The 24,163-nt window shown below is 68.2% G+C and carries 19 protein-coding genes, 6 pseudogenes and 1 riboswitch; of the genes and pseudogenes, 14 read left to right on the top strand and 11 right to left on the bottom strand.

Annotated features, from left to right (window positions below):
• The first annotated feature begins 55 nt into the window (after positions 1 to 55).
• Both OG959_RS38595 and OG959_RS38825 read left to right on the top strand, forming a co-directional pair.
• Positions 56 to 304, top strand: a complete 249-nt coding sequence (locus OG959_RS38595) for a hypothetical protein (RefSeq protein WP_326666134.1) — start codon at positions 56 to 58, stop codon at positions 302 to 304.
• Between the two features lie 113 nt (positions 305 to 417).
• A pseudogene (locus OG959_RS38825) lies at positions 418 to 543 on the top strand (IS701 family transposase); the annotation flags it as partial.
• A 267-nt stretch (positions 544 to 810) separates the two neighbouring features.
• Here the strand turns inward: OG959_RS38825 and OG959_RS38590 are convergent.
• Positions 811 to 1,686, bottom strand: a complete 876-nt coding sequence (locus OG959_RS38590) for a hypothetical protein (protein ID WP_326666132.1) — start codon at positions 1,684 to 1,686, stop codon at positions 811 to 813.
• A 683-nt stretch (positions 1,687 to 2,369) separates the two neighbouring features.
• Positions 2,370 to 3,044, bottom strand: a complete 675-nt coding sequence (locus OG959_RS38585; protein ID WP_326666131.1) for a pentapeptide repeat-containing protein — start codon at positions 3,042 to 3,044, stop codon at positions 2,370 to 2,372.
• 175 nt (positions 3,045 to 3,219) lie between these two features.
• On the opposite strand from OG959_RS38585, the pseudogene OG959_RS38580 reads away from it, so the two are divergent.
• From OG959_RS38580 to OG959_RS38570, 3 genes and pseudogenes are all read left to right on the top strand, one after another.
• Positions 3,220 to 4,593: pseudogene (locus tag OG959_RS38580) on the top strand (IS1380 family transposase).
• A gap of 243 nt (positions 4,594 to 4,836) precedes the next feature.
• Positions 4,837 to 5,145 carry a hypothetical protein gene (locus OG959_RS38575; protein WP_326666130.1) on the top strand — a complete coding sequence of 103 codons (309 nt, stop codon included), beginning with the start codon at positions 4,837 to 4,839 and terminating at the stop codon, positions 5,143 to 5,145.
• A gap of 273 nt (positions 5,146 to 5,418) precedes the next feature.
• Positions 5,419 to 6,064, top strand: a pseudogene (locus OG959_RS38570) (ISAzo13-like element transposase-related protein); the annotation flags it as partial.
• Between the two features lie 112 nt (positions 6,065 to 6,176).
• On the opposite strand, the gene OG959_RS38565 reads toward OG959_RS38570, so the two are convergent.
• From OG959_RS38565 to OG959_RS38550, 4 genes are all read right to left on the bottom strand, one after another.
• Entirely contained in the window at positions 6,177 to 6,497 is a 321-nt protein-coding gene (locus OG959_RS38565; protein WP_326666129.1) for a DUF4333 domain-containing protein, read from the bottom strand.
• 732 nt (positions 6,498 to 7,229) lie between these two features.
• A complete protein-coding gene (locus OG959_RS38560) occupies positions 7,230 to 7,568 on the bottom strand; it encodes an inner-membrane translocator (RefSeq protein ID WP_326666127.1) in 339 nt (112 codons plus the stop codon).
• A gap of 823 nt (positions 7,569 to 8,391) precedes the next feature.
• Positions 8,392 to 8,835 carry a hypothetical protein gene (locus OG959_RS38555; RefSeq protein ID WP_326666125.1) on the bottom strand — a complete coding sequence of 148 codons (444 nt, stop codon included), beginning with the start codon at positions 8,833 to 8,835 and terminating at the stop codon, positions 8,392 to 8,394.
• Between the two features lie 806 nt (positions 8,836 to 9,641).
• Positions 9,642 to 13,490 carry an nSTAND1 domain-containing NTPase gene (locus OG959_RS38550; protein ID WP_326666123.1) on the bottom strand — a complete coding sequence of 1,283 codons (3,849 nt, stop codon included), beginning with the start codon at positions 13,488 to 13,490 and terminating at the stop codon, positions 9,642 to 9,644.
• A gap of 197 nt (positions 13,491 to 13,687) precedes the next feature.
• Here OG959_RS38550 and OG959_RS38545 point away from each other — a divergent pair, with 197 nt between their 5' ends.
• The 4 genes and pseudogenes from OG959_RS38545 (at position 13,688) to OG959_RS38530 (ending at position 16,197) form a co-directional block, all read left to right on the top strand.
• Positions 13,688 to 14,119, top strand: coding sequence for a hypothetical protein (locus OG959_RS38545; RefSeq protein ID WP_326666121.1), 432 nt, complete (start codon positions 13,688 to 13,690; stop codon positions 14,117 to 14,119).
• A gap of 278 nt (positions 14,120 to 14,397) precedes the next feature.
• Positions 14,398 to 14,598: pseudogene (locus OG959_RS38820) on the top strand (hypothetical protein); the annotation flags it as partial.
• A complete protein-coding gene (locus OG959_RS38535; RefSeq protein WP_442805772.1) occupies positions 14,507 to 14,932 on the top strand; it encodes a hypothetical protein in 426 nt (141 codons plus the stop codon). The pseudogene OG959_RS38820 and the gene OG959_RS38535, both read left to right, overlap by 92 nt.
• A gap of 254 nt (positions 14,933 to 15,186) precedes the next feature.
• The gene (locus OG959_RS38530; RefSeq protein ID WP_442805771.1) at positions 15,187 to 16,197 is read left to right on the top strand and encodes an SGNH/GDSL hydrolase family protein; all 1,011 of its coding nucleotides are present in this window, start codon (positions 15,187 to 15,189) and stop codon (positions 16,195 to 16,197) included.
• Positions 16,198 to 16,322: 125 nt separating this feature from the next.
• Here OG959_RS38530 and OG959_RS38525 read toward each other — a convergent pair whose 3' ends face one another.
• Positions 16,323 to 17,303 carry a transposase gene (locus OG959_RS38525; protein ID WP_326666847.1) on the bottom strand — a complete coding sequence of 327 codons (981 nt, stop codon included), beginning with the start codon at positions 17,301 to 17,303 and terminating at the stop codon, positions 16,323 to 16,325.
• Positions 17,304 to 17,454: 151 nt separating this feature from the next.
• Between OG959_RS38525 and OG959_RS38520 the strand changes: the two genes are divergently transcribed.
• The 3 genes and pseudogenes from OG959_RS38520 to OG959_RS38510 form a co-directional block, all read left to right on the top strand.
• Positions 17,455 to 17,964, top strand: a complete 510-nt coding sequence (locus tag OG959_RS38520; RefSeq protein WP_326666118.1) for a hypothetical protein — start codon at positions 17,455 to 17,457, stop codon at positions 17,962 to 17,964.
• 440 nt (positions 17,965 to 18,404) lie between these two features.
• Positions 18,405 to 18,698 (top strand): hypothetical protein, encoded by a 294-nt coding sequence (locus OG959_RS38515; RefSeq protein ID WP_326666116.1) that lies wholly within the window; start codon positions 18,405 to 18,407, stop codon positions 18,696 to 18,698.
• A 527-nt stretch (positions 18,699 to 19,225) separates the two neighbouring features.
• A pseudogene (locus OG959_RS38510) lies at positions 19,226 to 19,336 on the top strand (IS21-like element helper ATPase IstB); the annotation flags it as partial.
• Positions 19,337 to 19,411: 75 nt separating this feature from the next.
• Here the strand turns inward: OG959_RS38510 and OG959_RS38505 are convergent.
• Entirely contained in the window at positions 19,412 to 19,810 is a 399-nt protein-coding gene (locus OG959_RS38505) for a hypothetical protein (protein ID WP_326666114.1), read from the bottom strand.
• Positions 19,811 to 19,995: 185 nt separating this feature from the next.
• Here OG959_RS38505 and OG959_RS38500 point away from each other — a divergent pair.
• Positions 19,996 to 20,116, top strand: a pseudogene (locus OG959_RS38500) (IS21-like element helper ATPase IstB); the annotation flags it as partial.
• A gap of 111 nt (positions 20,117 to 20,227) precedes the next feature.
• Here OG959_RS38500 and OG959_RS38495 read toward each other — a convergent pair.
• Both OG959_RS38495 and OG959_RS38490 read right to left on the bottom strand, forming a co-directional pair.
• Positions 20,228 to 21,094: a bifunctional 5,10-methylenetetrahydrofolate dehydrogenase/5,10-methenyltetrahydrofolate cyclohydrolase gene (locus tag OG959_RS38495; protein WP_326666846.1), complete on the bottom strand. Its 867-nt coding sequence runs from the start codon at positions 21,092 to 21,094 to the stop codon at positions 20,228 to 20,230.
• Between the two features lie 22 nt (positions 21,095 to 21,116).
• A riboswitch (ZMP/ZTP riboswitch) is annotated at positions 21,117 to 21,202 on the bottom strand.
• A 226-nt stretch (positions 21,203 to 21,428) separates the two neighbouring features.
• Positions 21,429 to 21,917 (bottom strand): MarR family winged helix-turn-helix transcriptional regulator, encoded by a 489-nt coding sequence (locus tag OG959_RS38490; protein ID WP_326666112.1) that lies wholly within the window; start codon positions 21,915 to 21,917, stop codon positions 21,429 to 21,431.
• 30 nt (positions 21,918 to 21,947) lie between these two features.
• On the opposite strand from OG959_RS38490, the gene OG959_RS38485 reads away from it, so the two are divergent.
• On the top strand, positions 21,948 to 23,018 hold the full coding sequence (locus OG959_RS38485; RefSeq protein ID WP_326666110.1) for a bifunctional NAD(P)H-dependent oxidoreductase/GNAT family N-acetyltransferase: 1,071 nt from the start codon (positions 21,948 to 21,950) through the stop codon (positions 23,016 to 23,018).
• 482 nt (positions 23,019 to 23,500) lie between these two features.
• Here the strand turns inward: OG959_RS38485 and OG959_RS38480 are convergent, their stop codons facing one another.
• Positions 23,501 to 24,115 (bottom strand): TetR/AcrR family transcriptional regulator, encoded by a 615-nt coding sequence (locus OG959_RS38480; protein ID WP_326666108.1) that lies wholly within the window; start codon positions 24,113 to 24,115, stop codon positions 23,501 to 23,503.
• Positions 24,116 to 24,163: the final 48 nt, after the last annotated feature.

Raw genomic sequence — 24,163 nt, 5'->3', positions numbered from 1 at the left:
GCACTCCAGTACGACTTCGCGATCTTGTCGATCACGCGGCCTACTCTTGCCGGCCATGGGCTACGACGTGCACATCACCCGCCGTCAGAACTGTTGGGATGAAGAGGGTCAGGACATCAGGGCGGCGGGGTGGGAAGCGGTGGTCGCTGCCGATCTCGGCCTCATGGAGGTTCCGCTGTGGTGGGACTCCGGGCGGATCGTCTCCAAGAACCCGAGCGATGCGGTGATCGCGACGACGGCCGAGGTGGCGAAGACACTGGGCGCGCGGGTTCAGGGCGATGACAGTGAGTACTACGCCGCCTGATGCATGCCGCCACCGCAAGATGATCAAGGGTTTGTGCGGACTCTTAAAATCGTGCGGTGGCCGCGGGCCATGGCGTAGACCCTGATCGATGGCTGGCGTTGTTCGACCAGGGAATGGATCGGATCACCGTCTTTTTCGGGCGGGTGGAACCTCGGGCCACTGCCCGCGCCTACCTGCTCGGGTTACTGTCCGCCACCGAGCGCAGGAACTGCTGGCAGTTGGCCGAGCACGCTGGCCATCGTCCTTGCATCTCCACGAATCTGCATCTCCACGAACGGGGAAGTAGGCAGCGCCAACCCGGGGCAGGCGACCACCGCCTGGACAAACCCGCCCCGGGACCGCACCCGAGCCACAGTGCACATCACCGAGCCCGGGCGGCGTCTCCTACACCCTCACCGCCACGCCGAAACGGCCGGCTCATTGCCTCCGTCGTCCCCGGCCGGCTGATGAGCAACGGCAAGCTGTGTGCCCGCTAAGGATGACCGTTGCACCACGGGCCACCGTGCTCATGCCGGAGCACAGCCGGGTGGAGCGAGAAGCATCTCCTGGTGCTGCAGGGCCAACTGAAGGAGTCCCGCCGCAGGGGACGACAGGCGAGCCGCCGGGAGGTCGGCAATGCCTGCCTCAGTGAACGGCAGCCCCACCACGGCACCATCGGCCCTCTGACTGATCACACGGCCTTCATCGTTCTCCTCCACCGCCTCAGCGAAGACCAGGTCGAAGGTGTGGGCTTCGAAGACCGCCACGGTCAGCACGCACACGGCGAGGTGAAGCGGTTCCAGCGCCATACCGAAACACCAAACTCGCAAAGAGCCGTCGTCCAGCGCCGCGTCGAGCAGGCTGTAAGGAGGCTGGCCATATTCGACCTCGGTACCGCTGTCACCGGTCGCCTCCGGAGCGCCGAGCAATTCCTCGTTGTACTCGCGCATGATGACGCGCCACAGCGAGAGGTCCCGCCGGTGTGCGTGGGGTGATACAGAGGCGGGCTGGATCATGCCACCAGGGAGTGGCCCGAATATCCCCTCCCCCGTGGCGACCCGGCCCTTGCCTCTCAAGAGCAGGAAGAACGACGCCTGCCCGTCGGGGGTGCGCCGTAGAGTCAAGGTGCCGACGGATGGTAATACCTTGCGCCGCCCCAGAAGCAGGGGATCGTCAGTGAGGAGTTGGCGCATGGGCAGTTGGCCCCAGAACGGCAGGCGTCCCGGCTTCCGCCGTGTGGCCACGGCGAGTTCATGGGCGAGGGCCTCGTTCTGGTCGATGAGGTCGAAATACTGGCCGGGCCCGAAATCCAGACTGGGCCCATCCGCGTGCGCCCAGTCGGCCCGGAGCAGCCGGAAGGAGGGGCGGTCCTCGAAGAGTGCGGGCCGAGCCAGGTCGCCCATGGCCGAGGAGTATCTCTGGTACCTCCGGGTCCTGGTCTCCTGCGGCAAGTACCGCCGCCCCGCTCGGAGCAGCGCCGGGTCGGGCGGTGGCGGACTCTCCTGCCAAGTGAGCGTCACCTTCCGCAGCGGGACTGGTCGCGGCGGGCGCATCGCCGGTTCCCACAGCAGTGTGGAGGTCCCAATCCGCTCGAGTGAAGGGCGTGCACGCACGTGGATGTCGGCGGCCGCCTCGGAGAGTTCCCCGAAACGGGCACCCATGTCCGTCCGCCCGTCGACGAAGGACCGGTGTGACTCCCCGCCTCTTTCGGGACTAAGCGCGCCTCGTCCGTAGTAGACGCTGACACCGGCGAGCAAAAGGCTCGCCAGGCTGATCCACAGCTCGGGCGACCAGTCCATGTGCTCTCCCCTCGACCCACCACCACCTCACCGGCGGCCGACGCGTGTGTCTTACCCCCGTGCATGGCCGGCCACGCCGACTCACGCCGGAACCCTTAACCTCGGGCTTTCACGAGGTGCGTTGTCCGACGGGTGGTCGCACAAACGGAAAGCGCCTCTGACCAGCAAGAATGGGGATCGTCGGGGTCCTTGTTCCTGCCGCCGCCAGAGACACTTTCCAGGTGAAGAAGCGTATCGGGCCCACAGCGCTTCGAGCGCCGCTTACCAGCTGACGGGCCGGCAGCGAACTACTCGAAGACGATGCCGGCCTCGCTCGCCAGACTCAGAGCCAGTTCCAACGAGCCCGGGCCCTTCACCACGACTCCCCTAAGTGAGGCCGCGCCGCCCACGTCGGCAAGGGTGCAGTTCTCGAAGCGGACGCTTCCCGGGACCAGGTGCGCGAACTGGGCGCCTGTAAGGTCGCAGTTGGTGAACCGGACGTTGTGCATCTCGGACTTCTGGAAGTCCGCGCCGCGCATGGGCACATCCTCGAAGGCGACGCTGTAGAACTTGCACTCTCGGAAGAGTGCGTGGTCGGCCTTGCCACCCTCGAAGCGCACATCACGGAAGGTCGAAGACTTCCACGACGATCCGGTGACACGGCTGCCCGACACAGCGCAGCGGACCAGGGAGACATCGCTGGCCTTCAGTTCGGCGAAGTCACAGGTGTCGAGGACTGAGTCGGAGAACTGGCTCTGCCGAATCATGGCCCCGGAGAAGCGGACTCCCTCGAACCGGCAGCCCTCAGTCTCAAACGCCTCGGCATGTACACCGGCGAACGAGGTGCCGACGTACGCGACGCGCTTGACGATCGCGTCGTCCTCCAGGGCGTCCCGCCACTGTTCCGCCGGTTCGAGCCGGGACGGCAGTCGAGGCGCCGAGGGGTTCTTCACCGGTCCGCCCTGCCGCATGGCTCGGGGCATCCGTACCGCGCCTTCCTCAGTAGTCAAGAATATTCCGGAACAATCAGTGAGCCTAACTCGCCTACACGGAGCGGGCTGTCCGACGGATGGGCAAGTAGGCGAAAAGGGCCTCTGACCAGCAAGAATGAGGATTGTCGAGATCCTGGTTCCTGCTCCAGCCGGAGACGCTTCTCAAGTGAAGAAGAGTATCGGGTCGTACCCGCGTGTCCGTATCGAGGGTGGTGGCCGAGCGGTGGTCTCGCAGGCCGGGGGCGTGCTGCTGGTCGAGACCGTCCGGAAGGCCGGCCTGGGCACGGCGACGTCAGCGGCGCTGGCGCCGTGGCGGAACCCTCGGGCGGTGCACGATCCGGGCAAGATCCTGCTGGACGTTGCTCACGGTCGCGCTGGGCGGGGACTGCCTCGCGGATGTCGGCATGCTGCGGGCCGAGCCGGACGTGTTCGGGCCGGTGGCCTCCGACCCGACGGTCTCCCGGCTCATCGACACTCTCGCAGCCTCCGGGGAGAAGGCCCTGCGGGCCATCCGTGCCTCACGGGCCGAAGTCAGCAAGCATGTCCGGCGGTTGGCCGGCCAGGAAGCGCCCGATGCCGACGGGACGGTGACCGTGGGTTTCGACGGGGTGCTGCTGATCGCGCACTCGGACAAAGAGGACGCCGCACCGACGTGGAAGCGGACCTACGGCCACCACCCCCTGATGGGGTTCGTCGACCACGGACCGGGCGGCACCGGCGAACCGGTCGCGGCCCAGCTCAGACCGGGCAACGCAGGCTCGAACACCGCGGCCGACCACATCACCGCCACCCAACTGGCCCTGGTACAACTGCCGAAGAAGTACCGGCGCGGGCGCCGGACCCTGATCCGCACCGACTCCGCGGGCGGCACCCACGACTTCCTCGCCTGGCTTGCCCAGCGAGGACGGTGGCTGTCCTACTCGGTAGGCATGACGGTCACCGAGCAGGTCCACCAGCAGGTGCTGAAGATCCTCGCATCGGCCTGGACGCCGGCCGTCGAGACGGACGGCGAGATCCGCGACGGCGCCTGGGTCGCCGAACTCACCGGCGACGCGCTGACCGGCTGGCCCAAGGGCATGAGGCTGATCGTCAGGAAAGAACGACCGCACCCCGGTGCCCAGTTGCGGCTCACCGACGCAGACGGCATGCGACTGACCTGTCCGCCACCAACACGGTGGGCCGGCCGATCGCCGAACTCGAGCTCCGTCACCGTCTGCGGGCCCGGGCCGAGGACCGCATCCGAAACGCCCGCGCCACCGGCCTGCGCAACCTGCCCCTCCATCGCACCTCCCAGAACCGGATCTGGCTGGAGATCGTGCAGATCGCCCTCGCCCTGCTGGCCTGGATGCCGATGCTCGCCCTAACCGGCAAGGCCCGCCTCTGGGAACCCCGCCGACTACGGCTCCGCCTGTTCACCGCTGCCGGACAGCTCGTCACCACCGCCCGCCGGCGGATTCTCCGCCTGGCCCGGCACTGGCCCTGGACCGCTCACATCACTACTGCCCTCGATCGGCTCACCCAACTGCCCGACCTCGGCTGACCAGCAGATTTCCCCCTTCGACGGCATCTCAACACCCGGCCCCGTGGAAGCCGGCTTCGCCCCGAGACGACACTCGGGTCCTCATCCTGCCCATCTTCAGCTCACGGCACGAAAACGGTCCACCGACTCCGTCGGCGGACCGTCACGAAACTTCGAGGTTGATGTTTTCAGAATAACTTGGCCAGACAGCAATGCCCTGCGAAGATGCGACTTCGACTGGGCAGTTGAGAACGGAGCGAGTCGGTGACGCAGTGGCAGCTCTTACAGGGGAACGTCTTGCTCGGCGAGCTCAGCGAGTACGGCTGTGACCAACCATTCTTCCTGGCGCGCTTCACTCCGGGGCCAGGCTGGGAGAGCGTGAGGGCCTTGTTCGAGGCATGGGCGGCCCTCAAGGACCCGGACCCAGACGGCTCTCGCACCGTCGCCGTGGTGAAGCCGCTGAGGGACCTGGAGCTCACTCTGGCACCGGTCGGCGGCGGGCAACATCTGCTGCAGGTCTTCAAGAGCTGCACGCTGCGCATCGACGGGGCTGAGGCCCTCCTCCGCTACTGATCCGGCGAGCGGCAATTCTCCTGGAGCCAGGCCTCATCCTCGTCAGGCATGGTGCGCCCACGGACACGTGGACGACGCTGAGAGCGCCGATCACAGTATCCCACCTGGGGGCATTTGAGGGAGCCTCCCCGTAACGCTGTTCAATCGAGGTTACGACCGCTGGCCTCATGGAAGATGGGAACCTTGAAGGTTCCCATGCCCGGCCTCTATCCACCAGGCAATCTAAGGGCTCGCAGAGAATCAAGGTGTTGCATCCCGCGGTTCGGCTCGTTGATGCGGTGTTTGCATACTGATGAGTCCCGTAATCAACTCGCCCTGACGTTCGTGGTGTTGTTTTCGCACCTGGACGAGCGGCAGCGTCATCTGCTGACGGGGGCCGAAGCCCGGATCCTGGGGCACGGCGGGATCCGGGCGGTCGCCCAGGCGGCCGAGGTCAGCGAGACGACTGTCCGCAAGGGCGTGGATGAACTGGAGGCGGGGGCGGAACCTCTGGGACGAAACCTCTGGGACGGGTCCGCTGTGCCGGTGGCGGGCAAAGGCGGGCAGCCGAGGTAGATCCAAGGTTGCGTCCCGCGCTATTGGCGCTGATCGAGCCCGACGTGCGCGGAGATCCGACGTGTCGTCGCTGCGCTGGACGTCGTCGCCGACCTGCTGCGGGAGGAGGGGGTCAGCCTCCAGGCCAACGCCAAAACCCTCGAGGGCGGAGTACCCCGACCGGGATGCCCAGTTCCGCTACATCAACGACCGGGCCGAGGAACACATGGCTGCCGGCGACCCGGTGATCAGCGTGGACACCAAGAAGAAGGAACTGGTCGGCCCTTACGAGAACGGGGGCCGCAAGTGGGAGCTGAAAGGAGCTCCGGCACAGGTCACGACCCATGACTTCCTGGACCGGCAGGGGCCGGGCAAGGCGATCCCTTGACTATGCAAACACGGCAAGAACCTGCCCGGATGAAAGGCGGCGGCAAAACCGCTGGCACTCAATTGAGTTTGGTGAGCCGCCGCGCGTCGGCGTCCGCCACAACCTGCGGTCACCCCGATAGCGAGAACTCGCCCTGTCCACCCATCATTTTGACCTCCACCGTATTCGGGATGTCTTTGACCCAATACGTGCACGTGAACGACTTGCCGTCCTCGGCCACGAGGTAGACAGGGCAGCTCACCCGGTCGGTCTTGGGGCCAATGCGGGCTTGAACTGCCTGCTCCACCGCCACGGGGTCCAGCACCACGGGTTCCGCGGGGAGGTCGGTGTCCGTGTTCATCACCTTGGTCGTCACGATTACCGCGCAGACGGCAACCACCACCGAGGAAGCCGCCATGATGCGCCGCGCCAAGCTCCGTTGATCAGTCACCGGACAGTCCTACCGGGCACCAGCCGAGCTGACAAGGGCCCGCGGGCATCTATCGGTGGGCGGGCAGAGTCACGATGCTCGCCCCGGACGCGTCGTTGAACTCGGCCTCGGTGACCTTCCCGATGTCCGTCCGGCACACCACCGTACGCGTCCAGGGCGCCGCTGGCAGTCAGCCACCCGCCTTTGCCGTTGAGGTAGCTAGCATGGTCCGCTCCTCAGCTGGTGACCACGAGGAGGTCAGTATCGGTGATCCACTGGTTCGGGGTCACACTCCCCGGACACCACGCTGATCGAGAGGTATACGCGCACCGCGTAGGCGGTTTGGGCGGGCAGGACAACCGCCTTCGATGTCGCGAAGCTCCAGCGCTCGTGTCCGGCCACGCCCCCGGCCTGAAGCGGGTACTGAAGCTCACGCCGCGGCACGTCGACGGACCGTCCGCAGCGTAGGCGCCGTCGGGCAACGCCGAGTTGTCGGCGATGACGAACCCGCCGGTGGGGCCGAGCGTCGGTGTGCCGAGAGGGTGGTTCTGCTGGAGCGAGACTGCAGCGAATGTGTGCTCGGGCGGCGTCCATATAGGCTTTACTGGCCGGGTCGCGCTTCAGCGTGCTGAACGTATGCGCACTGATCAGCACGCCATCATCTGGCCTGCGGTATCAACGTCGCCCGTACGCCGCACTCCAGCACGACCTTCCTGTACCAGGGCGTCCTCGGCTGCCGTGGCCACACGGGGGTCACGACCAGGATGCCAGCGCGATGAGCGCCACAAGGACGCAGAGAATGACCTGCACCACCCCGATAGCGCGGTGCCCGATCCGCAACAGTACGACGGCCGTTATGCCGACCACGAGGGCCAACGCACCGAAACCCAGCACCGGAGCCCAGTCCGGGGGCGACCCGCTGGTACCAGTCTGCCCGGAGCCACTGTCCATCCGGTGCAGCCCCCGAACGGCAAGCATGATGGCGACCAGCAGCGCGGCCGCCACATCCGCCACCAGCACAAGCAGCAGCAGACAACCTCCGGTGAGCGCGTCCTTCCTGCCGGAAGGCTGCGCGTCGTCACGATCAGGCATGTCCCTACGATCACCCGGAAAGCATCCTTCCGAACGGTCCGTTGCCGAGTCGCAACCCAGACGTACTCCATCCTCCATGGACCTGTCCGGCCCCGGCGATCTCTCGTGACCTGACCTCGGCGGACGTGTCAACCCGCGCGCACAGCCTGACCGGCGACATCACCCTGGCGTACGTGCAGGCCCCGGGATCTTCGAGCTCACCGAAACGCCAGAGCCCTCTCTGCCGACGTCCATGTTTTTCCGGGCCGAGCGGCGCTGCGGGCAAGGTGAGCTGGGTGGTGCCGCCGACCACGACCAGGTCAGGATCCGAAGGCATCGTTCGGCTACGCGGTGAGCGCCAACCGCGAGAGCAACTATCCAGCCGGCCTTGGTAAGTTCAACAGAGCACTGTCGCAGGCTGCCCACCCTGCAGACCGGACGACCGTGTCACCGAGATGATCTCCGGCTACGAAAATCTTGCCAGAGCCACATACGCGAGTACGCCGACAGAGCCCCCTCGAAGTCCTACTGAGGTGGACCGAGGCAGCCTAAGCCGCAGCCCAGCGAACCGCCGACTCACCCACCCCCCGCGAGATGGCTCGCGCGCATGCAGAATCCATGCGCCGGGAACTCACACAATCCGAAGCCACCGACGAGCAAGCACCGGTCACCATGACCACACAGGTCAGTGGTTGAACGGCAAGCTGAGGTCTGAATACGGGCACGGACCGGCTCCGACGCCACGGGGCTGCGGCGACGGAGCCAGCGCCCACTATTCTCTGGCTTCGGCAGGCCCCCAGAGGGGCGGTGTGCTGAGCTGTTCAGGGAGCCGATCGGCGGCGTCTCAGCAGATGTTGCGCCAGGCGCCGAAGGAGCCGGGTATCGGCTGACCGCCTTCGGTCAGGTAGGCGCGCACGCTGACGGCCGCGTCATCCGCCCAGTTCGCCGTGCCGGATATGACGGCACCGTTTGCGCCGTTGTGGTTTACGGGGGGATTCACGTACCAATTGGAACCGTCGTTGATCCAGAACTGCAGTCCGGCGCCGTGTCCGTCGGCCAGGGTGTCGTCCACGTTCCACGTCGTGTAGCAGTCCGCATTGGATGTTCCCCAGCCATGGACGGAGCCGGGGTAGCTGCCGCTGGCATACACGTGCCACGCGCCGGCCGCGGAAGCCTGGCCCGCCGTTGCGAACAGGGCGCCGGCGGCAAGGCCGATTGCTGCGGCGCTGATGGATGCCCGCTTCGCGAGCCGCCCGTGTCGTGCATCGGTTCCAGGTGTACTGCGCATGCCCATCACACCTCTTCCAGTCGATGGTCAGGACGGGTGTCCTGACCGCTGCCGGCCAAGTCTTGGGGGCAAAAACATTGTCTGAAAGGGCCTCTCACCAGTGCAGACAATTTCAATGTCCTGGCGAGGAGGGGGCATGCCGCCTTGGTGGGGGCCGTCCTGGTGCCCATCGTTGCCAGGATATGGCTGTGCCGACGGCGGGTGCCATGGGGCGCCGGCAACGTCCGCTGGATCCTGCCGAGGGTCCGGTGGCGAGCTTCGCGTACGAGTTGCGGAACTGCGCCAGGAAGCCGGCGGAATCACCTGCCGGCAGTTGGCGACCACAGCGCACTACTCGACGGTAACTCTTGCTCAGGCAGCGGCCGGGGACCGGCTTCCCTCTCTCGCCCCCGTCGCCGCGTGCGGCCCCGAGAAGGCGAACTGGGAACAGCGCCGTAACCAGGCGCTGCAGGATGTCAGGGACCAGGCGACGCTCGCCGAGGAGAACAGTCAGTCTCCCTGTGGCCCGCTTTAACACCGGCGAACAGGACCGCTTCTTCGGCAGGGACCGGCTCATTGAACGGCTCACCACCCCTGATCGGGCGTAAACGCCTGGTCGTTGTGGCCGCGCCTTGCGGCAGTGGCAAGTCCGCGCTGCTCCGTGCACTCAGGGGCCGGACCGCCGCGCTCTACCAGGAGCGGGTCTGCAAGGGCTCCGCCTGGGGCATCGCCAGCCCGACCATGGGCATGCCACCACCGCCGCAGCCCGGTTGCCGCACCGCAGCCCGCGCCGGCGCCGGTGGTGGCCGAGCAGCGGTGACCGGGGGTCACGCCGCCGGGCAGCCGGGAGCGAAGGGCACATCGGGGAGATACGTGCGCCAGGCCGCCTCGTCGAGGGGTCCGTGCGCCCGGCGGCAGACCGTGGCCGCAGCCGTACGCGGGTCGGTCCTGTACGTCGCGAGGTCCACATGGCGTCCCGCGACACGCACGGTCGTGCCGTCCGCGTCGAAACTCAGTGCCATAGCGGGCTCTCCCCCCGTAGCCAGCGGCGGGCCCAGCAGCGTACGGGAGGCGACGTCCCACACCTCCACGGACCCGTCGCCGCCGACGGCCAGCAGGCGGGAGTCCGGGGAGAAGGCCAGCGAGACGACCATCCCGGGGGCTTCGGGGCTCACGTCCCTCAGCTCGCCCAGGCGGCTTCGCGCCCGCCCGTCCCACAGCACGACGCGGCCGGTCGGGTCCCCGGCGGCCAGCAGCGCCCCGTCGGGGCTGAAGGCCACGGCGCTCGACTCGTCGAGGGTCCGGGCCTCCGCGCCCGGCCGGCCCTCGGGCAGCGCGCCGACCTGACCGTCGGAGGTGACGAACCGGCTGCCGTCCGGGGCCGTGGCCACCATGTGGCCCTGGACGCCGGGCCAGGACCGAACCACTGCGCGGCGGCGGGGGTCCCACAGATATGCCGAGCCGAGGGCCGGGGATCCGACCACGAGCAGTGACCGGCCGTCGGGGGCGTAGGAGAGGGCACCCACCTCCACCTGGCGCGGACCGGGCAGGACCACATCCTGTGTCCCGGTGACGCGGTGCCGGGTTATGTCCCAGAAGACCACGCGCGGGGGCAGCAAGGGGCGGGTGGCGGTCGCGTACGCCTCGGTCCCGTACACGAGCGTGCGGCTGTCGGGGCCGAAGGCCAGGAACGTCGCACAGCCGTGTACTGGGCCCTCCGGGTCCTCCGGGTTCGGGCACGGCAGATCGGGCAGTTCGGTCCAGCCACCGCCCGGCCGCAGATCCCGTAACCGGAACCCGGCCCGATCCCCCTGCCCACGGGCGACGGCCAGCAGCGTTCCGGAAGGGCTGAACTCGGCGTTCATCGCAGGATCGCGCTGCCGGCCGAGGGACAGGACGCGGCCTATGTCCAGGGTGCGCACCGTCCTCGGCCACCCGCTGGCGTTGCGGGCACCGGCCAGATAGCTGAGGCTGCCCGCAGCGAGATCGAAGCGGAGTTCTGCCGCCTCCTCGCCGCCGAGCGCGTATCGGAACACCGGGCCACCGCCCGGGTCGTCCGTCCGCCAGATCAGCAGTTCGTCGTGGTCCGCCGCCGCCAGGAATCGTCCGTCGGGGCTGAACCGCGTCTCCATGAGGCCCGGACGCTCGACGAGGCGCTGCCCGTGTCCCGTAGCGATGTCCCAGGTACGGATGCCGTCGTCGTCGGCCACTGCGAGCACACGCCCGTCGGGGCTGAACCGCACCGCCTCGTTACCGCATTGTTCTCGGCGGACCGTGGGCGCCCACGGCGTGGTCAGGCTGCGGCGGCGGCGCAGATCCCAGAGCTGGAGCGGCTCGCCGGGCAGGCACCAGGCGAGCAGGCGGTCGTCGGGGCTGAGGATCACGTCCTGGCCTAGCGGGATTTCGCGCCGTTCCGACCCGCGCCGGGCTTCGAGAGCGGCCGGCTCGTATGCGGCGAAACCCTCGCCCATGCGCGGCTCGCGCCAGGGCCGCGGAGGGAGGGCCAGACGTGCCTTCCCGGTCGTCGCGTCGCGCGCCACCGCGCGTTCCCTCCGGCCCTCGCCGGGCGCGGCGGGGACGGCGTCGTAGGTGACGAGGAGGCGTCCCTCCGGTCCCGTCGTGGCGCCACCGAGTACATCGGTCGAGAGAGGGCTACCCGTGCGGCCGCCGGCCAGGTCCCGGACCGCCACCGCCATCGTGGGGGGTGCGCTTCCGGAGAACTCCAGCACGCGCAGCCCGTCGCCCCGCATCGGTGCGACCCGGTCCAGCGCCGCACCCACGCCGGGCAGGCGGCGCCGCTGGCGGCCCGTGCGTACGTCCCACTCGACGACGCCCTGCCGGCCGATGCTCAGCAACGTGCTTCCGTCATCGCTGAGTTGCCTCATCGTGTCGCCGCTCGTGTCGGGGTCGGTGAACAGGCCCTGCTCCGGTTGCGCCGACGCCGCCAGCAACGCCGCACGCGTCTCGGGGAGGTCGGCCACCTGCCAGGCGGCGAGGCCGAGGCGCATGGCGGAGACTGGCTCGGACAGCCGCAGACTCTGGGCCACCCCCGCGATGCGCCGGGCCTCGTCCTCCACGCGGCGCCGTTCACCCTGCCGGTTCTGCTGCCACGCAACCAGGCTCGCCAGCAGCGCGAGCACGAGCAGGGTCGACAGCGCGCCGCCGCGCAGGCGTCGGGTGCGCTGTTCGCGCGCCGCGGCCCGGGTGCTCGCGGCCAGGAACCGGCGCTCCAGGGAGGAGAGCCCTCCGGGATGCGGACCGAAGCATTCCCTGGCCCCCGACAGCCGCGTCCCCCGGTAGAGCGCACCCGGATCGCCGCCGAGCTCCTGCCAGCCGGCGGCGGCCTCGGTGAGCCGGCGGTGCAGGCGCAGCCGCTCCCGGTCCTCGTCGATCCACCCCCGCAGCCGCGGCCAGGCGGTCAGGAGCGCCTCGTGCGCGAGGTCCACGGTGTCGTGGCCGAGGGTGACGAGCCGGGCCCGGCCGAGGCGTTCGAGGACCACGGTCACATCGCCGCCCGTGGCCTCCTCGGCGTTCTCGCCCACGGGCATGCCGAGTTCGGCCCGGGTGACGGGCCGACGGGTGTCCTGGGTGCCGAGGCCCGGGGCGACCAGCCGCAGCAGCAGATGGTGAGCCGTCTCCCGCTGGGCGGGGGTGAGCCCCTCGTAGCAGTCCTCGGCGGTACGGGCGATGGCCCCGGCGAGTCCGCCCGTGGCCAGGTACGCCGCTTCGGTGAGGGTCCGGCCGTGGCGCCTGCGCCAGGTCTCCAGGAGGGCGTGTGACATCAGGGGCAGGCTGCCGGGCTGTTCCCCGAGCTCGTCGATGATCCGGGTGGTCAGGGCCTTCTCGACGAGCAGTCCCCGGGCGGCCGCGGGCCCGGTGACCGCCGCGCGGAGCTCGTCCTGGTTCATCGGCCCCAGGAGCAGCGCGCTGTCACCGGCCGCGTCGGCGAGACGGCGGTCCTGGGCGAGATGACCGTAGAAGTCGGCGCGGATCGCGATGATCACGCGGTCGCCCTGCTCGGACCGTGCCGCATCCAGGAGCCCGTCGACGAACCCGGCCCGCTCGGCGGGGTCCGTGCACAGCGTGAACAGTTCCTCGAACTGGTCGACGACGATCAGGGCCGGGCCGCCCGCCGCCCCGGTGGACAGGGCCGCCGCGTGCGCGGTCGCCGGGCGCGGACCGGGGGTGAGGACCCGGATCACCGCCGGCCGCTCCGCGGGCTGCTCCCCCGGATCGCGCAGCCGGGGGATCAGCCCGGCCCGGAGCAGGGACGACTTCCCGCTGCCGGAGGGGCCGCACAGCACGGTGAACCGCTTTTCGGACACGTGGGAGGCGAGTTGGGCGATGACGCGGTCGCGGCCGAAGAACAGGCCGCTGTCGCTCGTCTCGAACCGGGCGAGCCCCCGGTACGGGGTGGAGGCGTCGTCCCCGTCTGCGGCGAGGCGTTCCTCCGTCGCCTCTTCCTCCGCCTCGGCCCAACGCCTCTCCCAGTGCTCCTCGTCGCCCCCGCAGGCCCGTACGTAGGCGAGAGTCACCGGCAGGGACGGCAGCCGCTCCCCGGCGGCGGCCTGCGCGAGCGTGGCAGTGGAGTAGTGGGCACGTAAGGCCATCTCCCGGTACCTCAGCGGCCCGGCCTCGTCTCGCAGCTTGCGCAGTTCCAGTGCGAAGCGGGCCACGGGCCCATCGTCCGGATCCAGTTCGCGTTCACGGCGCCCCACAGCGGCTCCCCCTTGCCCGTCATCGACCCACCCAGCATGCCGGGCTTTGTCCGGAGTGATGAGAGGGGCTCGCCCGACAACTCCACCGCGCCGAAGACTCGGCACCAGGACGAACGACACGAATCGTCCCGACCAGCAGAGGAGAACCCGAACTCATGCGTATGAAGCGCGCTCTCGGCACGGCGGCGGTGATGGCCACGGCCGTCGCCGCCCTGGCCGTCACACAGGCCGAAGCCCTGCCGCCGGCCCCGGCCCCGGCCTCGGTGCAGGCGACGTCACCGAGCGTCTCCCCCAGTACCGGCTACCCACCCATCTACAACACCGAGGGCCTCATCTCCTGCCAGAAGGGCTCCCTGTGCACCTCCGTGTGGGACCCGGTCAGAAAGAAGTGGCGGGTCGACCGCTTCGAGAAGTGCGGCACCTACGACCTGAACTACTGGGGAGGCCGGGGGTCGTACATCAACAACCAGACCGGCGGGGTCGAAGGAAGGTTCATCTGGCAGGACGGGACAGCGCGCGTGGTCGCGGCCGATAACAAGCCGCACAGCGTCACCTGGGACCCGTACTGGCACATCAAGCCCTGCTGACCCTGACAGCAGCCGCTCCGGAAGCTGCCCCGCGCTTCGGGTGCGGACGGTGGGGCCGCCCTGGGTGACGTACTCGACGTCACCCGGGTGTCGGCCGCCATGGTTCTCTTCCGTGGCTGACGAGCTCGTGCACGGTAGCGGTGAGACGTCGAGCTCCGGATCGGCGATCATGGTTGCGTGGTGGGGAACGTGACGCGCACAGCGATCATCAGCGACCGGAGGATCACGGGCCTGTCAGCCGCTGTGATCGCTGAACTCGTGGCCGAGGTAGGACCGTTGTGGCAGGAACGGCACCAGGCCAGGCTTGCATCCCGGCCGCGGAAGCGTGCCGTGGGCGCCGGTGCGGCGCACCGCATGGTCTTCGTCGACCGGCTCCTGGCCACGCTCGTGCACCTTCGCCACGGGGTCACTCACGATGTGCTGGCCTGCTGGCCTGCTGGTTCGGCGTGGACCGCTCGACCGTCACACGGACGATCGGCGAGGTGCGGCCACTGCTCGCCGAGCGAGGATGCACAGTCAGCCCCGACGTGCGGCTGCGAACCCTGGCCGAGGTCGTTGACCATCTCGGCGCGACGGGGAAGCTCGGCATCATCGACGGCACCGAGATCCGTGTCCGGCGGCCGGCCGTCGGCCGCAAGGACCGGGACAAATTCATCTCCGGCAAGAACGAGCAGAACGCCGTCAACGCCGTGGTGTTCACCGACGGGGACGGGCGGCTGCTGTTCTTGCAGTGCGCGGATTCCCGACGCCGGAGGCCACAAGGCCCCGGGCCGCCGTCCAGGGCCTGGTCGAGCACGGACATCGCGAACCTGAGGAACTGGCGCGCACTGGCCGAGCTCCGGCCCACACGTCGCCCACATCGGTCGCCTGTTGATCCATTTCTTCCCAACAAACTGGTTGACATTCAGGGGTGGAATGTCGGACGTTCAGCCGTGACCACCGATGCGCCACAGGAGCGGGGAACGAGCACACAGATGACTTTCGGAGGAGAGGACCCGAAGCCAGCGCGCGGGAGGCGCTCGGCGGAGCCTGCCGTGGACACGGGCTTGCGCTACGAGTTGAGGCGAATGGTCCCCGAGAAGAGCTTTTCGGAGCAGGTGCACACCGCAGGGCGGGTCAAAGACGCGGGAAAGACGGTGCAGTTCAGCTGGCCCGGGGTGTACTTCGAGGGCCGCTTCCGCGGGACCGGCCTCGGCGTGGTACTCGACTGCGCGGCCGCCGACTACGACGTCCAGGTCGACGGGGCCACCGTAGCCACCCTGGTCACACCCGGCGACACCACGCACTGGATCGACGGCCTGCGGGACGGCGAGCACACGGTCCGGGTCGTCAAACGCAACGACACCCCTGGGGACACCAGCACGTTCGGAGGCTTCGTCGCCGCGCCCGGGGGCGCCGTACTGAGCAAGCCGGCACCCCGGCACCGCCAGATCGAGTTCATCGGGGACTCCATCACGGTGGGCTACGGCAATGTGTCGGGAACCCGCGACTGCAATCCGGAGCAGCTCAAGCGGAACACCAACACCGACGTGAGCCACGGCGCCCTCGCCGCCCAACAGCTGGACGCCGACTACCAGGTCAACGCCGTCTCCGGCCTCGGCATGGTGCGCAACGTCGCCGGCATCTGCCCGGACGTCACGTACCGGACCTACTACGACCGTGTCCTGCTGAACGTGGAGGGCGACGTCTGGCAGAACCCGGGGACGTGGCGCCCTCAGATCGTGGTGGTCAACCTCGGCTCCAACGACTTCACCGACCTCACCCCCGGTGAACCCTGGACGCCCGACGGCCTTGCGGCCGCCTACCGCACCGCCTACGGCGAGTTCCTCCGGAAACTGCGGACGCGCTACGGTGCCGGAACCCACCTCGTGGCCGTCGGCTTCGACAGAAACGCCGAGTATGTGCGGCAGGTGGTCGAGGCGCGCAACGCCGCCGGCGACAGCGGGGTCCACTACTGGTTCCTCGATCAGTCGGGCCTGGACTTCCTCGGATGTGACGGGCACACCTCGGCTCACGATGACCAGGTGATCGCCGACCGGCTTGCCCCGTTCCTCAGGAGCCTGCCGACGGGATGGTGAGGGACATTCGCCACCTACGAACCGGGCCAGGGCTGCTGCCCCCGCCGTCGCCCCCGGCGCCCCTTGCGTGTCCTGCCGTCGGGCGACTTGATCACCTCGGTTGAGGCCAGCAGCACGGGCGACGGCTACGGGGGCCGTTGTGGGACAGGCTCACCTCTGTAGCGGTCCCCGGCCCCGGCCCGGTGTCGGGGCTGGCCGCCGGGCGAGGAGCTGATCTCGTAGCCGAACTGGACGTGGTCATACGCGCCGCCCATCGCCACTGTCTCCCCGCGATCCGCTGACCTGATCGCGGCCAGAATGACATGCGGGACCGAGACATCCGACAGATCACTGCCACTCGTAGATCGCGGCGATGAGGACGGTCGCTCTGCAGCGGACCCCGAGCGTGTCGAACCGTGTGGCCACGGCCCGGTTCCGCCTGAGCAGGTTGATGCCGCATCGGCCGCATGGCGGGCCTTGCAGTCCTCGCGGTCGAACGCCGGAGGACGCCCGCCGGCCGCTCCCCCGACGTTCACGGTGGCCTGCTGATCTGCAGGCTCCGGGATCGTGCAGCGGATCCCTCTCTGCCGCAGACAGGCACGGTTCACGCGCGATGAAACGCTTCGCCGCCTCGCACCCGCAGCGGACGATACCCGGGGCCGCCCCAGCCCGAGACGAGGAACCCAAATGGCTTCCAGCACGGCCGTGAACTGCGGGCTGTCACCCCGCTGCCCTGCTGCGACCAGCAGCAACAAGGGCCGTTGGCCTTGCTCGCAGGCCAGATGAATCTTCGTGGTCCAGGAGCTGCGGGACCAGCCCAAGCCGTGATCGTCAGGTTCGCTCTGTTTTCGGCCGTCCCGCCGGGCACAGGACGCGTGCTGATGTGCCCGGCAGATCGCGGGGTCGACGATCACCTCCCAGGCGATCAGCCCGACCGCATCCGCTCGCGCTTGCAACCTGGTCAGTACCGACGACCAGACATCGCGTTGCCGCAGGCGGAAGAGCCCGTAGACCGTCTGCCACGGACCGTACTCCGCCGGCAGATCCCGCCACGGGACTCCGGTCCGAACCCGCCGGCGCATCCGATTGATCAGGTTCCGCCGGCACTCCGACGGCCTGCCCAACATCGCGACAGGCAGCAACGGGCACAACTCTGCCCGCTGGTCATCAGAAGATCTCCTCGCCCCACACCGAGATCATCACGGTACGAGGCGAGACACTGGAGCCACTCCTGGAAACGGCCTAGTAGTATCCGGACCATCCTCGGGGGGTGGGTAGATGCGACGAGTGATGGTATATGCGCTGTTCGCGGCGGTAGGAATGGCGACGCTATCCGGATGCGGTGCGGTGGTCGTGCCATTGGTTGGCGTACAACTCGATGCCAAGGAAGTTCCGCATCTTCTGTTGCGGCCGTGCGGAGACGACAAGATCCAAGGGCTGGCCCTACAGGGATTCGCAGGAATCAACCAAGCTGAGAGTGGCGGCCTGCTCGATGGGGAGAACCTCTCCGGCTGGAAGGTTCCGGGTAAAAAAGCGCCCGGGGATGTCGACTTTCCGATCTTCGCACCGCCCTCGCAGTGGGCTGCCGTCCACGTGGGGGATCAGAATCTGCGCACCGACCTTACATACCAAGTCGCTTTCGGCAAGGCCGAGTTCAATTATGAGTACACGGGCCTGGTGACCTTCCGTCTGACGGATGTCGATGCTTTGGAACCCGGCCAGGTGTGGGCCGATGGCCGGAGCATGACGCGTGAAGCCTTCGAAGAACTAGCCGAGGAATCCTGCTGAGGCTGTCCGTCTCCATCAGCCTGCATATCCGGCAGACACCGCACGCCGGTTCGCCTCCGCTCGCGCAGAGAGCACTACGACTTCGCTCACGGCACCCGGCTCTCGCCGCTCCCGCGCTCCTGCCTTCGGCCCGCCCGTCGCTGCCGCCGGCGCCGTGGATCGGCGCACGGGTATGAGTCGAAACCGATCCGCGACACCTTCGCCCCCGAAGCACAGGGCACCGGCCTCCTCCAGAACGCCCGCATCACCGTCATCGAACTACCCGCGTACACCGACGCAGCGAAGGCACCGATCCGGCATCCGCTACAACCACCCGCAACCGGAGCCGCCGGCCGGACTCGATGTGCTCGACGTGTGGACATCGAACACCAAATCGAGACGCACCCCCTCATCCAGGAGCAGCTGGACGCGCTGCCGACGCTGGGCGTGTAATGGGCGGCATGAGTCCCGGGGAGGAAGAGCACGAAGCGCAGCTCGCGGCTCCCGAGGTCAGTGTCGAGGCCGACGGGCGGCTGACCGTACCCGCCGACCACGTCACCGGGCTCCTGCGCTCCATCGCCCGTAGCTGGGAAGCCGGCACACGCGACGGCATCCCCGTACGTGTCGTAGAAGAGAACACCGCCGTCAGTCTGGAGCCCTTCACCGTCCAGGCCCTCGCCGAGACCTTGACTCACATCGCCGACCAACTCGACGTCCAATACATCCACATCACCACCCACACCCACAACGGCTGAACGACAAGGACGGGAACCCCCCGGGATCTGAGCGCGAAGAGAACACAGTCAACAACGAGACCCATCCAGCGACCGAGAGGGCCCAAGGTCTCGCGCACATGAACCGCTACCAGTACTGCCTGGTCGACGTGCACCTCACCGGTTTCTTCCCTGCCCACGCGATGGATTCGCCCCGGTCCACAGTGCCTGGTAAGCCCGGGCCCGCAAGGTTCACGGCGAGCGGGACGGAACCCGGGCGTTGCTCGAGGCGCTGCTGAACCGGCACCCCGCCCACCAGCACATGGTCGCGGACCTGGCCACCGCACTGCAGGCCGACGCTCTGACCGCCGACGCTGTTGCCCCGGAAGCCCGCAAGATCGCACAGCGGAGGGCGAGCCCAACCAACGCGGCATCCATCCCGGCGGCCCCGGGGCAGACGCCGACCCCCGTCACCTCGCTGCACGAGTGGCGGCTCACCCACCTTCCACCGGACACCAGACCACCGCCGTCGCTGATCCCCTACGACCAACTGCTCCGACCCGCCCCACCAGCTCGGCCACACGGAACTCGACCGCCACGGCACCGAACTGCTGTTCCAGGTGCGGACCGAGCGGGAGGAGAAGAACAGCGTGGCCATCGCCTCCAACGAGAGATTCGGTAAAGCGCACATGTTCTGCGAACCCGTCCAGGGCGACACCAAAAGTCAACGGGTTCGGCGTTACCAGGTACCGCGATCAGTCGTCGGAGAAGGAGAGACAGACCGCAGTCGGCTCCAGAGTCACTTGGTTCTGGGTGTAACAGTCCGCTTGTCGGGTGGCGACTTCGGCTCCGCAGCCCCTGCAGACCAGGTTCAGACCATTGCCACCTGCAGGGCCTTGGCAGCAGCCGATTGATCGCATGAAGTCGGGATGCTCTTCGGTGCCGATCAAGTCGGTGGGGTGCACGATGAAGCCCGGGACGTCGTTGCTGAACTCGCTCAGCCGGAAATTCGGGGCATAGGTTCCGCAGGGCACGCGGGCCGGACGTGTTCGGACACCCGGGATTTCCGACATCGGCACCGAAGGCGGCACTTTCACCTTGGCGACCCGTCCGGTGAGGGGACGTCGGCAGTGATCACACAAGAAGCGCGGCATTCTGTCGATTCTGCAGATCGAACACAGCCGTGACCAACGAATTGATCCGGTAGGTCACGCAGCCGGCATGCGGCCGGGGTCGACGTGGTCGGCGAGATGGACCATGGCGGCCTCGGGGCCCATGCCGAACGCGGCAGCGGCGAGGTCGGGTGCATGGTGTTGACCAGCTCGAGCAGTCGAGGCCGCTGTGCGCGTCCATCGTCGACCGACCTCACCTGCAATGGCACCGTCATCGAGACCGGACCCGACTCCTACCGCCTCGTCAGCACCCGAGCCCGAGCCGGAAAGCCCGCTGCATCCGGCTGACAGACCTGCAGGCGCGCCTCCGTGGCGGCTCACCGCCCTTACGAGCGGCGAGCCGTCACCGGAAGGACAGCCGACCCGACTACGCGGTCTCCAGTTCTGGGCGGAAGACCTTCAGCGCTCCCGGATTCCTATTTGGTTCGCGGCGGCTTCCACGGTCTGCGCGAGCAGGACGGCGATGGTCATCGGTCCGACGCCGCCGGGCACAGGGGTAATCAAGGTGGCACGGGTCCGGGCGGTGTCGAAGTCCACGTCGCCGACATTGCCCGGGTTGTAACCGGCGTCGATCACCACTGCACCAGGTTTGATGTCCTCGCCCCGGATCAACCGGGGCCGTCCTACGGCCGCTACCACGACGTCTGCTTCCCGGACGACCGCCGAGAGGTCCGCCGTGCGCGAGTGACAGTACGTCACCGTTGCATCCTTCGCGAGAAGGAGCATCCCCACCGGTTTGCCGAGAATCGCGCTGCGGCCCACTACGACGGCACGCTTGCCGGCGAGTTCTACGTCGTACGCCTCCAGCAGCCGTACGATCCCGCCGGGAGTGCAGGACACGAAGCCCGGCAGGGCGAAGCTCATCGCGGCGAAGGAACGCATCGTGACCCCGTCGACATCCTTCTCCGGGGCGATGGCCTCGAACGCCGCCCGCTCGTCGATGTGCGGGCCGCAAGGATGCTGAAGCAGAATGCCGTGGACTTCCGGATCACCGGACAGGTTGGCGAGCGTGTCGATCAGTTCGGCGGTCGTGGTGGCGGCCGGCAGACCGATGTGCCGGGACTGGATACCTGCCTTCGCGCACCGCGCCCGCTTCATGCGGACATACGTGACCGAGGCCGGATCCTCTCCCACCAACACCGTCGCCAGACAGGGACCCGCACCCGTGCGCCGTGAGATCTCCGCCGCCTTGGCAGCAGCCTCTCCGCCGATACGTTTGGCGAGACCGTTGCCATCCATGAGCTGGGCCGTCTGCGTCGCGGACATCATTGCCCTTCAGGCGTTGCTGACCACTCGCCCAGGCGCACGGCAACGACATCTCGTCAGACCGCTCCCCGGTGGTTCTCCACCTCAGCGCCAGTCACGGCCCACACCGCACCCTAGTAGACGCCGCGTCGTCACCAGGCACCCATCAGCGTCCTCGGCCAGAAAGCGCGTCACGAACCTCGGCCGCTCTGCGTTGACGTCGATTCTCGTGAAACATTCCTGACGCGCCCACCAGATGCCTCCCGGGCTCACAGACACATGCTGCTGCTGGAAGTGGACGAGGCCGAGACGATGCTCGGCAGACCCACTTGGTCCGGCAACTCTCCTGCCGGCATCAGCCTCCGTGGCTGCTGCGTGACTCCTGGTCGTTGGCGAGTTTCTGTGCGATTCGGTCGAGCGCCGCGAGTTCCTCGGGGTCGAGACGGTCGATGAAGTGCAGGCGTACGGACGCAACGTGGGCGGGGGCGGCGTGCCGCAGAGTTTCCCAGCCTGTCGGGGTCAGACCGAGGAGGCAGCCGCGGCCGTCGGCGGGATCGGGTGCGCGGCGGATGAGTTCGCGTGCCTCCATGCGGGAGGCGTGCCGGGACAGGCGGCTGCGTGACCAGCCCATCTTGGTGGCTTGGTCGTGGAGGGTGCTGGTGCCGTCCGGGTGCTCGGACAGGGTGCTGAGTACCTCGTAGTCCGGCTCGGACAAGCCGAGTGCGGCCAGGTCCTGGGTGGTGCGGACCTGGAGGGCGGTCACCATGCGGAGGTACGAGCGCCAGGCGTGCTCCTCGTCGGACGTCAGCCATCGGACCGGGTCGCCCGTCTCATTCGTTGACATGTAACCAATCTACCCGCTAGTTTCGTTTCCATGACAACGAAAAGATTGCGCGTCCTCGTTCTGGTCTGCAGCACCCGGCCCAATGCACTCGGCCACACCGTCGGACAATGGTTGACCGAAACGCTCGCGCCGAGCGCCGAACTGCTCGGCGTGGACCTGGTGCCCATGGCGATCGGCGATCTGGGACTGCCGTTCCTGGACGAGGAAGAGCATCCGGCCGAAGGAGTCCACCACCACGAACACACCCGGCGCTGGAGCAGAATCGTCGACGCCTCGGACGGCGTCGTCCTCGTGACACCCGAGTACAACTACGGCATGCCGGCCACGCTGAAGAACGCCCTCGACTATCTGGGCCCCGAGTGGGCCTGGAAGCCCGTCGGTTTCGTCAGCTACGGCCACACCTCCGCCGGCACCCGGGCGGTCCAGCACGCCAAACAAGTTGTGACGACATTGCGGCTGGTACCCCTCGGAGCGACTGTCGCCCTGCGGATCACGGAAGTGGTACAAGGCGACCGCTTCGCTCCCGGAACGCGCCATGCGGACGCAGCGCAGGGCCTGCTCGAGGAACTGGCACAGCTCGCACGGGCCCTGCGCCCCATGCGCGAGCGCGAGCACGCCTCGTCCGTCACCGGCCCGCTCCCCGGCTCGTACGCGCGCCGGCTCGCCCCGGACGATGCCCCCCACGTGACCGTTCTGCAGCGCTGCTGCTGGACGGAGGAGGCACTCACCAACGACACCCTGGCCCTACCGGCGCTCCACGAAACGCCGGCTGACGTGCGTTCCTGGCTGGCCGACTGGCACACGACGGGCCTCTGGCAGGACGGCCGGCTGGTCGGCATGGTCCGCACCCGCCGCGACGGCACAGACCTCCACATAGGACGGCTCGCCGTCGCCCCTGACCTGCGAGGACTCGGACTGGGCCGCTGGCTGCTGCACCAGGCCGAAACGGCCGCAGAGGAATGCCAACGGATCGTCCTGTCCACCGGCGCCGCCAGCCACCACAACATCGCTCTCTACCAACGACAGGGATACGAGCCGCTACCCGATACCCACCAGGACGGCACGGTGGACCTCGCCAAGTCCCTTGTGGCACAGACATGAACACGCACTTCACGGACGGCCGTCTGCCCGAAGCCGGCCAGACGGCCGTCCAGTGACCACCTGACCCGTACCCGGAACGCGTAGGCCACTGGTGCCAGTGCCGCCAGAGCGGGCGGCCTGCAATTTCCGCGCGATCTCACGGACCGTACAGCCAGAGAGATCTACCGCCCGACTGCCACGTCAGATCCCCACATCGGCCCGTACCCCAGAACCCCAGAGGCGTGACTTCCTCCACCGGAATGTGGACAAGGCCGAGGCGGGCCGGGGCCGACGTCGTGGCTGCGCCCAACACCCGTCCACGCAGTCCCCGTTCACCCCCGATGTTCATCCGGTCAGCCTTCCAGCCGTCACCCAACATTGCGCCGGTCCCGAGGCTTGCCCACGGGGGCTGACCTGGGGCAACAGCCGGTTGCCGAGTTGCCGGGCTCATGCCTCCGGTCATGTATCCGGAGCTGTCGTACCGACGCGGTCGCCCGCCAGGATCACGCAGAGCGCCCTTCGCTGGAGTGATCGGGTGCGGTCAGCGCCCCCAGGTAGGCGTCGAGGAGCTGGACCTGCCGCTGCGGCGGGAACACCGTCGGGGCGAACAGTGCCTGAACGACCAGGCCAAGAACAAACGACTGAGCCCCGGCCGCGACGTCCGCGGGGTCGCCCGGGGGCAGTTCGCCGAGCTCCTGGGCCACGGCCACCCGATCGGTCAGCCTGTCGCGGCTCACCGCGTACTTGCGGGCATGGCCGGCACTCAGACCGGGGTCGGCAAGCGCGGCATCCCACGAGGACACCCAGATCCGGCTGCCGTCAGTGGCCTCGGGAGTCATCGGCAGGATGTCCAGCAGCGCATCCCTGAGGGCGGCCAAGCCCCTCCCCGAGTTCCGGCGAGGGCGGGAGAGCGTACGTTGCTCGAGCAGCTCGAGGGCGTACTCCACCAAGGCCCGCTTGGTGGGGAAGTAGTGCGTGAGCAGGCCGGTCGTCGCACCAAGCTCGGTGGCGACGGCGCGCAGAGTCAGGCCGGCGAAGCCGCGGGCGGCCATCACCTGCCAGACAGCTTCGGAGACATCGCGTCGCCGTGCCTCGTGATCTCCCCTGGTGCGTGGCATACCACCACGATACATTCCCACAACACTCGTTATGCGAATGAGGAGGTC

Source organism: Streptomyces sp. NBC_00385, from assembly GCF_035917155.1.
Classification (GTDB): Bacteria; Actinomycetota; Actinomycetes; order Streptomycetales; family Streptomycetaceae; genus Streptomyces; species Streptomyces poriferorum.
The sequence above is the reverse complement of the archived record's forward strand: the minus strand, read 5'-3'. Positions and strand labels throughout refer to the sequence as shown.